General features: G+C 44.5%; 15 protein-coding genes. 9 read left to right on the plus strand and 6 right to left on the minus strand.

Annotated features, from left to right (window positions below; genetic code table 11):
• Window positions 1-52 precede the first annotated feature (52 nt).
• Window positions 53-1,378, plus strand: coding sequence for a hypothetical protein (locus tag BMZ72_RS30440; protein ID WP_089814258.1), 1,326 nt, complete (start codon window positions 53-55; stop codon window positions 1,376-1,378).
• Window positions 1,379-1,448: 70 nt separating this feature from the next.
• Here BMZ72_RS30440 and BMZ72_RS30445 read toward each other — a convergent pair whose 3' ends face one another.
• Window positions 1,449-3,512 carry a DNA/RNA non-specific endonuclease gene (locus BMZ72_RS30445; protein ID WP_089814260.1) on the minus strand — a complete coding sequence of 688 codons (2,064 nt, stop codon included), beginning with the start codon at window positions 3,510-3,512 and terminating at the stop codon, window positions 1,449-1,451.
• Between the two features lie 226 nt (window positions 3,513-3,738).
• Entirely contained in the window at window positions 3,739-4,287 is a 549-nt protein-coding gene (locus BMZ72_RS30450; protein WP_089814262.1) for a DUF4274 domain-containing protein, read from the minus strand.
• A 188-nt stretch (window positions 4,288-4,475) separates the two neighbouring features.
• Here BMZ72_RS30450 and BMZ72_RS30455 point away from each other — a divergent pair, with 188 nt between their 5' ends.
• Window positions 4,476-5,558, plus strand: a complete 1,083-nt coding sequence (locus BMZ72_RS30455) for a BamA/TamA family outer membrane protein (protein WP_255373336.1) — start codon at window positions 4,476-4,478, stop codon at window positions 5,556-5,558.
• 3 nt (window positions 5,559-5,561) lie between these two features.
• Here the strand turns inward: BMZ72_RS30455 and BMZ72_RS30460 are convergent, their stop codons facing one another.
• Window positions 5,562-6,014, minus strand: a complete 453-nt coding sequence (locus BMZ72_RS30460; protein ID WP_089814265.1) for an SRPBCC family protein — start codon at window positions 6,012-6,014, stop codon at window positions 5,562-5,564.
• Window positions 6,015-6,141: 127 nt separating this feature from the next.
• Between BMZ72_RS30460 and BMZ72_RS30465 the strand changes: the two genes are divergently transcribed.
• Together BMZ72_RS30465 and BMZ72_RS30470 are read left to right on the plus strand one after the other, a co-directional pair.
• Window positions 6,142-6,729 carry a TetR/AcrR family transcriptional regulator gene (locus tag BMZ72_RS30465; protein ID WP_089814267.1) on the plus strand — a complete coding sequence of 196 codons (588 nt, stop codon included), beginning with the start codon at window positions 6,142-6,144 and terminating at the stop codon, window positions 6,727-6,729.
• Window positions 6,730-6,782: 53 nt separating this feature from the next.
• On the plus strand, window positions 6,783-7,157 hold the full coding sequence (locus tag BMZ72_RS30470) for a VOC family protein (RefSeq protein ID WP_089814269.1): 375 nt from the start codon (window positions 6,783-6,785) through the stop codon (window positions 7,155-7,157).
• Between the two features lie 7 nt (window positions 7,158-7,164).
• Here BMZ72_RS30470 and BMZ72_RS30475 read toward each other — a convergent pair whose 3' ends face one another.
• Window positions 7,165-7,629, minus strand: a complete 465-nt coding sequence (locus tag BMZ72_RS30475) for a group II truncated hemoglobin (RefSeq protein WP_089814271.1) — start codon at window positions 7,627-7,629, stop codon at window positions 7,165-7,167.
• Window positions 7,630-7,875: 246 nt separating this feature from the next.
• Here BMZ72_RS30475 and BMZ72_RS30480 point away from each other — a divergent pair, with 246 nt between their 5' ends.
• The 3 genes from BMZ72_RS30480 to BMZ72_RS30485 all read left to right on the plus strand — a co-directional run bounded on the left by BMZ72_RS30480 (window position 7,876) and on the right by BMZ72_RS30485 (window position 9,708).
• A complete protein-coding gene (locus tag BMZ72_RS30480; protein ID WP_143087827.1) occupies window positions 7,876-8,928 on the plus strand; it encodes a DUF2167 domain-containing protein in 1,053 nt (350 codons plus the stop codon).
• A 69-nt stretch (window positions 8,929-8,997) separates the two neighbouring features.
• Window positions 8,998-9,135: a hypothetical protein gene (locus BMZ72_RS36730; protein WP_177222980.1), complete on the plus strand. Its 138-nt coding sequence runs from the start codon at window positions 8,998-9,000 to the stop codon at window positions 9,133-9,135.
• A gap of 159 nt (window positions 9,136-9,294) precedes the next feature.
• Window positions 9,295-9,708 (plus strand): PH domain-containing protein, encoded by a 414-nt coding sequence (locus BMZ72_RS30485; RefSeq protein WP_089814275.1) that lies wholly within the window; start codon window positions 9,295-9,297, stop codon window positions 9,706-9,708.
• On the opposite strand, the gene BMZ72_RS30490 is transcribed toward BMZ72_RS30485, so the two are convergent.
• Window positions 9,709-12,264 (minus strand): SEL1-like repeat protein, encoded by a 2,556-nt coding sequence (locus BMZ72_RS30490; RefSeq protein ID WP_089814277.1) that lies wholly within the window; start codon window positions 12,262-12,264, stop codon window positions 9,709-9,711.
• Window positions 12,265-12,452: 188 nt separating this feature from the next.
• On the opposite strand from BMZ72_RS30490, the gene BMZ72_RS30495 reads away from it, so the two are divergent.
• On the plus strand, window positions 12,453-12,983 hold the full coding sequence (locus BMZ72_RS30495; protein ID WP_089814279.1) for a TolB family protein: 531 nt from the start codon (window positions 12,453-12,455) through the stop codon (window positions 12,981-12,983).
• A 40-nt stretch (window positions 12,984-13,023) separates the two neighbouring features.
• On the opposite strand, the gene BMZ72_RS30500 is transcribed toward BMZ72_RS30495, so the two are convergent.
• Window positions 13,024-13,602 (minus strand): suppressor of fused domain protein, encoded by a 579-nt coding sequence (locus tag BMZ72_RS30500; RefSeq protein WP_089814281.1) that lies wholly within the window; start codon window positions 13,600-13,602, stop codon window positions 13,024-13,026.
• 92 nt (window positions 13,603-13,694) lie between these two features.
• Here BMZ72_RS30500 and BMZ72_RS30505 point away from each other — a divergent pair, with 92 nt between their 5' ends.
• Window positions 13,695-14,387, plus strand: coding sequence for a DUF2147 domain-containing protein (locus tag BMZ72_RS30505; protein ID WP_089814283.1), 693 nt, complete (start codon window positions 13,695-13,697; stop codon window positions 14,385-14,387).
• Window positions 14,388-14,468: the final 81 nt, after the last annotated feature.

Here is a 14,468-nt window from a genome sequence, read left to right on the forward strand (position 1 = left end):
TCAATTTTTTTGATCTCAGACAACCTTGCACCCAACGATTAAATCCGATACTATGAATCATCATCTCCATCTGTTTAACTTCTATCACGAAAGTGAAGAACCTAAATTCATCGAAAATAACCTTACCCGCGCCTTCGCACTTTGTCTGAAACATGACCCGGTGTTACTGTATGCATTTCTGAGAGAAGTACTTTCTCCGGAGGATTATAACTTCCTGTTTTATGTTCATGAAAAAGATACTTCTATCGATTTTGATATGCAGATAGAGACTTCTACACTCGTGGACGAGACAAGAAAACTGTACGCTATCGGTTTGACAGATACGACCGCCAGAGAGGACTGGACGGGCATTGAAAAAGACATAGATGTCATCAACAAGATGAACATCACAGACCTGGTGATATCTATCAAGGACATTAAAATCATTTTTGAAGTAAAACGTACCGGCGAAGATTGTAAAGAACAGCTTCGTCAGCAGATCGCACCTTTCACATATAAACAGCATATCCAGGTCACACCTATGCACTATACATGGAGCGATATGCTGCACCTGATTGAACAGATAAGTAATTTTTATACCTACAATGGTCAGTCCAATCAGTTTATCAACTCCTTCCTGCAACTGGTAAAAGCACGCTTCAGTCATTGGGTGCCGACAAAGCCATTCAAATTTCAACCTTTCTTCAAAGACAGCTCCGACCTTAGCGGCCGTCAGCCTTTGATTCAAAGGCTCCACAATGCAGTACAGTCAATTGGCAGGGATCAGATAGACATATTGTGGGATCGTACGGCCATTAAGGTCGGGAAGCCATGGGCAACAGAAGCTATTCCGGACTTCATATGGGGCAATGATGGCAAACAGTATCTCATAATGGATATCTGGCCAGGCAATGTAAAACAGCAGGGATACGCCCTGTATAGCATGCCCCTGGACTGGGTGAACGCAGAAATGGTGACCATCAATGGTGAGGTATTTGAAGTAGAGGTAGACCGGCATATCAAGTTCATGCACTTTAATAAATACATTACCAGCCTGGATATACCTATTGCAGGTGGCGACAGACTACTGAAGAAAGAGATTAATACGCCGGCAAATCTGCATCAGATCTCCGGAAAATGGTACCGGGATGACTGGCCCAAACTAATTGAAACGCTGGATGAATATTTCTCGTTTGACTGGAAACAGGCCTGTAAATGGGAGCAGAATTTCGAAGATTCAGCGCGTAGTTATTTAACGCTGTCATTAGGATATTGCTGTCGTATGTATGTGCCTTACAGTTACCTGCAAGGTCTGGATAGCAATCAGCAGGGACATGTCTCTGTAGGGATGTTTCTTGCGCAATGTAAAGATGCGATGGTCAGTCTGATTGAAGGGTAATATATGTAAAATGGCTGCCCGTTTATGTGGGCAGCCATTTACGTTTTATGGGCGTGTTTATCAGACTTATCTAAAACCGGATCTGCCTGACGTTATCCAGGGGTAATGCCGGTAATTCACTTTGCTCATTCAACGGATCATGTGCGGATAATTCTCCGAATGATAACCCTGTCAGCTTTTCAATATTCGTTATAGAGGTCTGTGCCGCTTCATATGCTCCAAATACAAATTCCTCTTCCGGCAGATGATCCTTCTGCGACATCTTATAGCCGGTAGCCGACAACTTTCCTGTTTCATCGTTGATAAAAACAATGATTTTCCAGCTGATCACTGGTATCTTGACTCCATAGATCACCGGATCATTCTTTCTGAAAACAGGCCCCGTGAATACAGAGATCTTCATCCCGTCTTCGCGTGCATGATCCAGCGCATAATCTTCCAGTCCAAGCCATACAGGTGCATTAAAGGACTGCATCTGCGGAATGGTATTGGTCACACACATGGAATCCGCATTCCCACGTAATGCAGCGGTTTCACTACCCCATACAGGGTCTTCCCGGCGGGTCATATGTCCACGGCTGAACTTAGGCGGATTACCATAACATTCATTCAGTATCTGCGCATCTTTTGCAATACGCGGATCGGTACGCCAGCCTACTCTCGTCGCTTTTCTTGATTTAGCGCCATTGATGTTTACAGCACTAAAATAACACAGGCGTCTTTTTTTACTCATCACAACGGAAAAATGCTCATAACGTAATACATGCTCCTGTTCACCATTCCTGTCATACCGGAGTACATCTGCGGCTTTCGCCGGATCAGCAATTTCAGGTAGTGGTACAGGGAAGTCAGTACCCAGAAATGCAGGCTTGTATCCTGTGCGGTCATCATAATCTTCCGCTACCCCTTCCGTATAAAATTCATCTTCGCTTTCAATGGCCGCGGGCTGCGTAGCCTGTATGTTTTGCGCTACGGCTGCTGCTGCACCTGCTATAGCAGGCTGGCCGACAGTAACAGTCACTTCTATAGGGACGTTAAAGGAGAATGTCTGTGTCTGCACGTTTGTGTTGTTTATAGGAGTGGATGGAGATGCCTGTAATTGCTGTAGTGCCTGCGGCTTATCCTCGGGTACGATACCAGCAGAAACAGGAGCAGATCGCTGTATAGCCGCCAGCCGCTCTGCTACAACTGAAGCAGGAACAGCATAGTTGGATTCCAGGAAACGGCCCGCGAAATGTAACCCAACTGCTTGTCCGCTGACAAGATCAAATACAACTCCTCCTGAACAACCACCAAGGGTAGTACAATCATGAAAGAGCCGTTCTTGTGTAACCGCTGTTATCTTTCCTGGCGCCAGCCTTTTGAAGTTATAGATCTTACCAAAGATATCTTCCATCAATGCTACATCAGGAATGCGGCTATCCCTTGCGGGATAACCTATCACGGCTACATCTGTGTTGCTGAGAGATGTGCCGGTAAAAAGCGGTAGTTGAGGGGGGAGTGTCTTATTGCCTGTGGGCGCCACTTTCAGAAAGGCGATATCTGGTCCGCGATCGTCTTCTATATGCAGGATCTTTACCACCTGAAAAGAAAGATCAGGAGAGAGGTCCTGTTCTCTTAAAAAATCAATGGAGGAAGTCACCGGTGTATCGAGCAATTGCCGGAATACAAAACCTTCGCCGTTCCTGCTGCCAAATTCCTGTGCCACATGTCTGTTGGTCACCACAATATCTTCCGCTACCATCCAGCCTGTACCCAGCCACTCATAAGATGGATGGTGTTTTACTTCTATACGGCCTACAGAAGGAATCGTCCGTAGCAATGTGTTGCGTGCCTGCTCCAGTTTACTTTTCCAGATCTGGCTCTCTACATCTTCAAAATCCAGCCGTGGAAGGTTGTCATTGATACGCAATACCGGCCGGCCTACGCGGAGCACGATCGTCTCCAGCGCAAAGTCGTTATTAAATCCTTCCTGTAAACCTTCCGGAACTTCGGTACTGATACGAGGTGCGATCTCACGTGCCTCTTCTTTGTAAGATGGATTACGCCTGATCTTGCTGATCTCATCTGCTAATGCATCATCGGCAGCTTCAATCCGGGCGATTGCGTTACGTAGTTTTTGGGGGACAGCCATTGTAGTGGTGTTTGAGGTAAGGTACAATATATAAGTCCGTGGTATGTCGGCTAAAAGGCGAGTCTGTTTGCTGATTAAATCTAATTAAAAATCTGACATCTGCCAATATTAGTTCAATACCAACCTATAATGCTTATTGTTAAATACTGAATATTGTTGATGTGTCGCAACGCTGACCGGCATAAAAAAAGGATAGCACTAATGCTATCCTTTCCTGTTCAATATATTAATCTTCATCGATGTCATATTGTTCGTAGGCATCCTCCATTTGTTCCATCAGAGCAGGAGGGATGCCTTCTTCAAAATCTTCCGGTGGTGCTACCGTTTCTCCATCCACTTTTTCCAGCATTACAGGTGGTATCTCGCTTACAGCTGGTTTGTCACTATATTCTTCTGACCATACCGTGCCGTCATAATCTTTTTTATTAGGATCAAAAGCAAAACGGCCCGTTTTGTAGAAACCGCTGGTATACTTTTGCTCAATGTTCTGAATGATATCAAAGCTTTCTACATATTCATCTTCTGCAAGTACGTGTTCCCTGTCTTTGAACTGCTTCCAGTACCGTGGACCATATTTCCAGTAGATCATGAGGATGGTGCCGCGGTCCGTGGCCGGATTTTCTATCAGCCAGTGGAGAAAGGGTTTATCATCATCCCAGTTCCATTCCATCGCCATCTGGTGTAGTTCTCGGGCGTCGGCCTGTTTTGCATACGATATGACAAGTTCATCCAGGATCTCGTCAAAGGCTTCTTCGCTGATTTGTTTTTTTTTCATGTTTTGGAGGTTTTTCCGGGTTACAGCAGTTCGCTGGTAAATGAGGTACTTTCCACGAATATAGTTAATTATAAAATTGACAGAGAAAAGCTGCCAAATGATAACTTTGGCCTTTTTTATGTATATCTTCCACTATGCGACCTACTATTGCGAACATTATCCTATTGTTGTGCTTTACAACAACAGTCATGGCTCAATCCGAAAAGAATGGCTGGGTGAACCGACAGCTGAACAGATTTTTTAGAGACACCACTTCCGCCGCAGAAAGAAGTTTCCGCATATATCCGACCCTGGGATATGCACCGGAAACAGGTGTGGAATTAGGAGCTTCCTCATTGTGGCTCTTCCGCGCCAAAGGAGATAGTACGAACCGGCTGAGTGAAGTACAGGCCTTCTCTTTCTTTACTTTCAAAGGCCAATACGGCCTCTGGATAGACAATGCTGTTTATGGTGATAAAGACAAATGGTTCTTTTTAGGAAGAACAAGGATACAGCGCTTTCCCCTGTTGTATTATGGTATAGGACATAGCACAGATGGTGAACACCCGGCAGTGGTGGATGCGAATTATATTCTGCTGAGACAGCGGGTATTGAGAAAGATCAGTCCTAATTTGTTTTTCGGACCGGAGATCGACTATCAGCATCTCTTCAGCGCTGATTTCAATCAACCGGAAGAAGGACCACATCATGCATTACCTGCCGGGAGTGGCGGTACCACGAATCTGGGATTTGGCGCCGCATTGGTGTATGATGACCGCCACAATGTGCTGAATGTACGCAAGGGCTGGTTTGGAGAAATTTCTTATCTCGGATATCATCCTTCAGTAGCAAGCGATTTTCAGTTTGGCAGCGTGAATCTGGACATCCGGGCTTTCCATCCTATTAAGAAGAATAATGTACTCGCCTGGCAGGTACTGGGTAATTTCATCAGCGGAGAAGTGCCTTTTAATCAGCTGGCATTGATGGGTGGGGACATGATGATGCGTGGATATTACCAGGGACGGTACCGCGATAAAAATATGCTGGCTGCACAGGTGGAATATCGCATGTTGCCTTTTACGTTCAGCCAGCGCTGGGGGGCTACTATCTTTGCAGGCACTGCCGCAGTAGCACCACAGATAAAAGCTTTCCAGCTGGATAAAACACAGTTTGCCGGTGGCGCAGGATTACGCTATCTCCTGTTCCCTAAAAAAGACATCTTCCTGCGCCTGGATGTGGGGATGACAAGAGAAGGTCCCGGCTTTTACTTCTTCACCGGCGAAGCTTTCTAAATATTATTTTCCCGCAGGAAATTTATCTGCTATCAGGTGCAGGTTGATACCATGTTCCATATAGGCTTTTAAGCCATCGAGCACAGTTGTAAATCCGCCTGTATTGTTGATGACTTCTTTGATAAGGTCTCCACCTTGTTGTCTGAAACCATAGTTCCTGATGACCACATAAGTCTGGTCGTCAGTCAACGCCCTGAATATAAACTCAACCGTAGTAGCGGGAGAATTCCATTCTATTATGATCTGTTCATGAAGAATGATCTCTTTTACGATCACCTGGGTAGATACCTGATACATCTCCCATTCCCAGGTGATCGTTTTACCTTTTTCCAGCTTACCGCTGGCTTTGGTAAACCAGAAATGCCTGGATTTCTCCGGATCGATAAAGGCATCAAATACCTCGCTGGCAGGCCTCCTGATTAGCATTTGTGCTTCTATAACGGTTTGATCCTGCATAATCACTGTTTTACAAGTGCTTGATTAATTGTTTGTTATCTGAAGTTATCTATTTGATGTCAAATTATCAACCAAAAATAATCAGCCTGGAATTATAACCGAATGATTATTCGTTTATCTTTGTGTTATGAGAAACAGGGATGAGAACAAAGAACTGATGATCCGGGAAAAGGCGATCGCTATGATCGTCAATGAAGGATTTGATGGTCTCAGTATGCAAAAGCTGGCTAAAGAGGTGAATATCTCTGCTTCTACCATCTATATATATTTTAAGAACAGGGAAGACCTGCTGAACAAGCTGTACATGGGTGTACAGGAGAAGTTTGAAAAGGACGCCCTTACTGGTTTTTCTCCGGAGATGTCATTTGCAGATGGTCTGTGGCTGCAATGGAAAAACCGGCTCAAAAATATCAACCAGCATCCGGTTGCCTATCAGTTTTACGAGCAATTCAGAAATTCCCCCCTGATCAATCATGAAGATATAAAACCTGCCACCTTCAGGAAAGCGATGAATGATTTCTTCAGTAATGCGATCAAAAGAGGAGAGATAAAAGACCTGTCTCCCGAACTTTACTGGGCCATCGCTTATGGACCATTTTATACCCTCGTCAGATTCCATCTTTCCAATGCGAATATGGCCGGTACCGCGTTTTCATTGACAGAAAAAAAATTAAAGAAAGCGCTGGAACTTGTATTAGCAGCACTGGCAGCATAAAATTTTTTTACCTTATAAAAGAACGAACGTTCGGTTATTATAAAACAATACATATGACTATTAATCACTTAAATCTGGTCGTTGTCAGACTACCGGAAACGGTTTCCTTTTTCGAAACATACCTGGATTTTCATTGTGAAATGCGTAAAGGCGATGTCATCGCTGTACTGACAAACAAGGTGGGTTTTACCCTTGTTTTGATGACAGATAAAAAGGACGATACAAAGTACCCTGGTGCTTTTCATATTGGATTTATGCTGGATGATGCAGCTGCCGTAGATGCGCTCTATGCGCATTTGCTGTCGGGTAATATTACCCTGGACAGACCACCAGCAAAGATCAGGAACAGCTATGGCTTTTACTTTTATTTCGATAACCTGTTTATAGAAATAGGTCATTACTATCCGAATACAGCCACCAATGAATAACAACAAATTACTGATAGGGGCCCCCCGGTACACCCCATCCCCATGTTGGCATTGGTTCGTCCGGATTCATGATGTTGTCGGATGTATTGGAATTCAGGATGGCGATCCGTGTACCCCATTCAAGGTAGGCAACAAAAGCCGACCTGAATTCCGGGTCGTCAGGTAATCCGATTTCGTCGGCCGTCTCCAGTAATAGCAGTAGCCATTGTTTACGATGTGCTTCAGTCAGGTGTTTCCCGATATGCTTTTGTATCATCCGGAAATGACTGCCTTCATTCGTACTGTAAAAGGCCGGACCTCCAAATACCTCTGCGATAAAATGTGCAACATGCCGCTGATGTTCCGGAGACATATGTTTAAATACAGGCTCGAGTAAAGGGTCCTGTAATACTTTGGCATAAAAGAGTGTTGTAAGCCGCTCAAATACAGGCATACCTCCTGCCCATTCATATAAGGTGGGTACTTGTTTCATAAAATGGTTTCGAAACTAAGTTGAGATATTTTCTGCTGACGAACAACAACTTATCCAGTGGGAAGGTCCACTGGGACCAATGTTGCCAGTAATCCTGGTAGCTGGAAAAACTGGCGGGTATGATACGTGTATGCCTGAGATTTATTACATTTGGTGCGCAAAGGGACAATAGTAGTTTGTAATTAGTTGTTAACCAACTCTTATCAGCAGAAATATACCTATATAACGAATAATAACAACCATCAGATGTTAAGATCCATTTATGTTGCCGTATTGCTACTGGCAACGATCGCCGTAAAGGCAGCCGGCCCCGTGGAAGACTCCACCGAAATTTATCAGCGACAGTATGAGCAGTTCGCAGATTCTGTCAGAAAATCAGAAAAGTTTGAGACAGGTTTGATCCATCTTCCGGGTGGCAAAGCCAATATCGATGTACCTGAAGGCTTCAAATTCCTGAACAGGGAACAGAGTCAGTACGTCCTTACCACCCTATGGGGAAACCCGCCTGAAAATGCGAAGGATGTGCTTGGGATGATCTTCCCCGCAAAAGCTGATCCTTTTACAGAAGGTTCTTACGCTTTCATCGTTGAGTTTGAAGAAATCGGTTACGTGAAAGATGACGACGCCGGAAAGATCGATTACGATGAGATGCTGAAGAATATGCAGGCAGATGAAAAAGCAACCAATGAAGAGCGTGCAAAGAATGGTTATTCTTCCGTGCACATTGTAGGATGGGCGCAAAAGCCGTTTTACGACGCTAAAAACAAGGTGCTGCACTGGGCGAAGGAAGTAAAGTTTGGAGACGAGGAAGGGGCTAATACGCTCAATTATAACGTACGTATCCTGGGGCGTCATGGCGTATTATCTCTGAATGCTATCTGTACCATGGATGAACTGCCATTGGTGAAAGCCAACATTAACCAGGTATTGCACATGGCTAAATTCACTGACGGTAATACTTACTTTGACTTCGATCCGAAAATAGACCAGGTGGCTGCCTGGACCATTGGTGGACTGGTAGCAGGTAAAATACTGGCCAAAGTAGGTTTCTTTGCGATTATCCTGAAATTCCTGGTGGCCGGATGGAAGTTTGTCGCAATAGGTTTTGCAGCGCTGATCGCATTCCTCAAAAACCTGTTCACCCGCAGGAGAAAAGAGAAAATGATCAATACGGAAGGTCTGGCTGACGGTTCTGATGATGCATATCCTGATGCGATAGATCACATACCAGTAGCTGATGCGGCTATAGAACAAACCTCTTCCGCTTCGGATAAAGACCCGACTACACCTACAGTATAAGTAACTGTTAAATAAGTAAAAGCATATATCCATGAGATGCATCAATAATTGATTTAATCTCATGGATATATGCTTTTTGTATTTAACGGGGGTATGGATCTCTTCGATCTATACCCCTGTTCTTCGCTGTATACCGCTATTATGCCGCTATTACACCCATATCTGTCCGCTCATGAGCGAAGAGATATCGGCGTAATAGCGGCGTAGTAACGGTTTAATCGAACAAATTAAGCATTATAGCGTCACTGGTAAGGTTTTGAAGGGATGACCATTTTCCGGATGATCAACATCATCCGGGTACCTGATCCTGCTGTACCGGTAACCATATAATTTTCGGTACCTTTACATGTACAACCTGAAAGACATATGATTACCTATAAATCGGCTGTAAGCGCCGGCATCATAGTACCCGTTATCATTATTTTTTCAATAGTGCTGATCACCGCTATCATCTCACATACCTGGGGATTGCTGGCTTTTATACTATTGACTTCAGCGTTTGCCTTCTATACGATCTTTTCTGTCGCATACCAGCTGGAAGGCGATGAACTGACCATCCGTTGCGGTATTCTTTTTAAAAGAACCCTGTCCGTTCAGTCCATCCGCAGTATCAGACCAACACGTAATCCATTGAGTGCACCAGCGGCATCGCTCGACAGACTGGAAATAAGTTTTAATAAGTTTGATACGATCCTGGTATCTCCGAAGGATAAGGAGGGTTTTATCGGACAACTACGCGCTGTCAATCCCAATATTGAATATCAGGAGAAACGACGCTGATCAGCGCCGTCCCTTCCATAATATCTCATAGCGGGCTTTATAAGTTGCTACATCGGGTACTTCCGCATTTTCTGCGGCTGCCAGATGCATGCCTGCTTTCTCTTCATCGTAATAATCAGCTGACATGTATATGGCAACCAGGTCGAGATGCGCTTCCGCTTGTTCAGCAACAGCCTCGTGTAATAACTGTAATGCCTTCTCCAGGTCTGTCTCCACACCATTGCCGTCCATATAAAGACAGGCAAGCCGCCATTTCGCAAAGGCATTACCACTGTCTGCTGCCACACGGTAGTAGTAAACCGCCTGTTCGTAATCCTGCTTTATCTCGTGGATATGCCCAATGGCATCTGCCACCGGCTGTTCCTGTAATAAATACGCTTTGGAATAGTGGAAGAGTGCCTTATCATAATCAACCACATTAAACGTCGAATGATAATAAATGTCTCCAAGGTAGAGATGCGCATCGACATGCTTAAGATCTGCCGCTTTCTGAAACCATCCGATCGCTGCAGGAATATCCATCGCGGTTCCTCTTCCATACTGATAGGCAAGTCCCAGGTTACACATGGCATATACTTCTCCCCGCTGTGCCGCCTGCCAGTAATAGGCAAAGGCTTTCCCGAGGTCATTGTAGACCACTTCATAGGTATGACCGACGCTGGTGAGTGCCGCGGGATTCCCCAGTTCGGCAGAATGACGGAACAGGTCCATTGCCTTTTTATATTGTTGCTGCTCTTTATACGCCTGTGCCTCTTCAAAATACGCCAATGCCTTTTCTGCTGATTTAGCGAGCTGTTTTAGCTGTTGTATCTCTTTTTTGGAGTAACATGCCTGCGGATAGTCATTGAGCTCATTTTGGGCCTCTACAGACTGAAAATCGCGAATGATCTCATCTTCTTCGAGAACATCGATACCGTCGTTATGGAAGCCTAATGCCAGACCATAAAGTAAATACCCAAATTTGCTGTTGATGCTCGTATAGGTCGCGTCAGTCAGCAAATGCCCCGTCGCATCCATGCAACCCCATAATTTGTTTTCCTGGTAGGCCAGTAAATCCTTTTTCAACCACCTGAATTGCTGATAGCCCGGTGCTTTGATCCAGCGGCTATTAGCGCCTACGGCAAATAAACCAGCCTTTTTGTTTTCCTTCACAACGGCATAGACGGTACCATCTTCTTCCGGATTGGCATCTTCCAGTGGAAAGATCGCCTCGTACATACAGGGGAGTATCCAGCCCTTTTCAGGGATATAGAGACCAGTACCTGCTGCGGATTGTACAATGAGCGCATTTAGCTGCTCCTCAGCACGTATATGCAGATAGTCTTCGCCCAGCAGCACATTGCCCTGTGCATCCATTAAAGTCGCACGATCGTCCTTTGTAATGATATAGTATGCTCCAAAGCACGCAATAGTTGATACCGGCCCATTGACCAGTGGTTTGAATGCATGGGTATACCAGCTTTCTTCCTGCTGATGTCCTACCAGTTTGTAGTAAGTGAATGCATACGTCTGTTCCGCGATGATCTCTTTCACATGCTGGAAGGGGAGGAGTAGCTGTCCGTCGATATCAATAATCCCCCATAAACTATCCTGTTGCACCGCAATGGCTGTGGATGATAATACATGTCCGTCGTCATATATCGCAGGAAGTTTGAAATTACCTGTAGTGTCTATCAGCCCAAACCTGCCATTGGATACAACCGCCGCGTACCCATCTTCGAAATCATATGCATCATCAAACACACAGGGTATTACTTCTCTGCCTGATCTGTCGATATAGCCAGCCTTGCCGCCTCTCATGACCACCGCCAGGTCTACGCAATACGGGTAGCCATATATCTCCTCATAAATAGCTGCTACTATTTCATTCCCATCTGCATCTTTCAATCCTTTCAGCTCTCCTTCACTGAACACCTGCAATTCGTCTTCATCTCCGGACATCCCCGAAGCCAGTATACTCCAGCCAAACTGATAAGAAGGTTCGTTCAGTAACTGTCTGAAAGTTTTAAAATAGTTCCCTGGTTCCTGGAAATAAGGACAGGTATCCAGCAGAACGGGATTATCCGCAACGATGGCAGCCACAAGGGCCTTATTGTTTGCGTGAATGAAAGCGATCAGCTCTTCCGCCTGTGTATCATGTTCCTCATCACTCATATTGAATACATCCCAGGCATCCAGGTGGAATGTAGGATGGATAACTTTTCTGCTGAACCAGGTGAAGATCTTCGTTTTTGCTTCCTGAAAAGCTGCAATGTCATCTATCAGAGTGTTCTGGTGTTTTTCAATAAAATCATACAATGTCCTGAACGCTTCGATACCAGGAGCAGCAGGCGCATAGATACCTCCTTCATTGCCATTATAGACCGGTGGGGCAATCGTCATGCTACCGTTGAAGAGAGGATGAAATAAAAGGGGAAGTTCATACTTCCATTCCATCATCATGCGTACATCCTTATTGTTTACACCATAGCTGGCGAGGGGCATAGTTGTTTCTTCTGATTCGTTTGCAATAACCTCAGTCCCGGAGAGGTTATACAAATACATTCTATGTGACATGGTTAATCCGTTCTGGTTACTACGGACAAATGTATATGAAAACAGCAGTATTGCTGATCCCGGAATTCCAGTAGTTTTAATATACCATATAATTGTCTACTTTGTTTTATAAAATAAATTAATATATATTCGCCTCGGGACAAAAAAAGTAGCACAAAACCCAATCCCTTATCTCGTAAATCTATTGTATGAAAAAAGTAATCCTCGGATCATTTGCATTGATCCTGTTTTCCTCCTCCATCCTGTTATTTCAGATCAGTTGTCAGAAGTCTGCCGATGCCCAGGCAGGTAACGGAAATGGTAGTTATACCCTGCCACCTGCAACGAAATCAGCCTTAGGTGGTGTGATAGTTGGCGATGGTCTTGCTGTAAGCAATTCAGGTGTATTATCGCTTGATCCTGCAACAGGAGGCGCAACACCACTGAGTAAAATTGTTTTTTCCAAATATAACGTGGATAAGGGCAATGAGATCTGGTTGATGAATTATGACGGGACAGGTCAGACGAAGGTCAACATTACATTGCCTGCCGGTGTAGAGATAGATGGCAATGCACATCTTTCTCCTGATGGTAAAAAACTCTTTTTTGTTGGTATAGATACAAAGGCGACAGCGAATAAAGACGATATCTATTCCTGTGATGTAGATGGCAGGAATCTGAAGAAGATATACGATATGCCAACAAGTAATGGTCATACCAATCTTAGCGGTGTATATTAATAGCATATAAAAAAATCCGGAGTGATCGCTCCGGATTTTTTTATATAGTGACCTTCTTTCTGTTCACGCTGTAGTTATCATAATCGGGATGATGCCAGAAATCCTTTAACCCCAGTTTCTCATACGCGTCCGTTTCATCTGCATACATCGGATATAACCCTGCAATATTGATCTTATAGTCAGTGCCGACATCTATATCAGTATATTCTTCCCGATCCAGGATACTTGGTGCAAATATAAAGAATGCATCCATATCAGAATCCTCACTGATTCGCGTACCGAAGTTGATCGTCTGCCCATACAGAAAAGGACAGTCCCCGCGCAGTCTGTTGGCAATATACGCTGCTACCTGTCCCCAGGCGTCGTTGTCAGAAGCCACACAGATGCATAACTCCGGACGGCCCAGTGTCCACTCAGCATGTGTACCCAGTGAAAGACCATAGGTAAAAGCAGTTGTATACCCCTTTTCAGGGATATCCTTGTATACAATGGCCGTAAGGCCAGGCAGGCCTTCAGTATTACTGGCCTCTCTGTAGAAAGCGGGCTCCACCTGAAAGATCTTATCAAGGTGCTCCAGGTAAAGTGCTGCCGGTGTTTTTTCCGTTGAATTACTTGTCATCAGATATTTATTGGAAACACTTCAAGATAGCTTTTTTCTTTTACTGATCCACCTGTTATGATGTACATTTACAATTATAAAATCCACCAGTTATGAAAACAATCATCCATTCTTTCCTTATCCTGTTTTTTGCTGTAACATTGACAGCATCTGCCCAGGCACAAAACTCTCCCGTAGGCGCCTGGAAGGCGGTAACAGGCAACACCAATTCGTTAATGTTGATCACCCCTGGTTATTTCAGTATTACCGCCTATGACGACAGCGGTTTTAAATCCACCATGGGAGGCACCTGGGATGATAACGGTATCACGAATATCGAATTCAATTCAGCAGACTCTGCACAGGTTGGTACAAGGCCTGAGGCAAATGTTACTTTTGAAGGAGATAACATTGTCACCACTTTAGGTGATAAAACAACTACCTGGACAAGAATAGATGATGGTAATGCGCAGATGGCAGGTGTATGGCAGATCACCGGCAGAGAGAACAACGGCGCTATGAATGCCATGCAGCCCGGTGATAGAAAAACCATCAAAATACTGACAGGTACAAAGTTCCAGTGGATCGCCATGAATACAAAGACCGGACAGTTCTTTGGCTCCGGTGGTGGCGCTTATACATTTGAAAATGGCGCCTATATAGAAAAGATAGAATTCTTTTCCAGAGATAACAGCAGGGTAGGTGCAACGCTTACATTCAAAGGCAGTGTATCCGGTAATAAATGGGATCATAGTGGTAAGAGCTCAAAAGGCGATCCTATCCATGAAGAATGGACACGTAAATAATGTCTTACTGACGTGTAATATGAATTCTTCGTTAACAAGCCGCAACTGTATTGCATTGCTTTCAGCATGACTCTATTTTCG

The sequence above is a fragment of the Chitinophaga sp. YR627 genome, from assembly GCF_900114995.1.
Lineage (GTDB): Bacteria > Bacteroidota > Bacteroidia > Chitinophagales > Chitinophagaceae > Chitinophaga.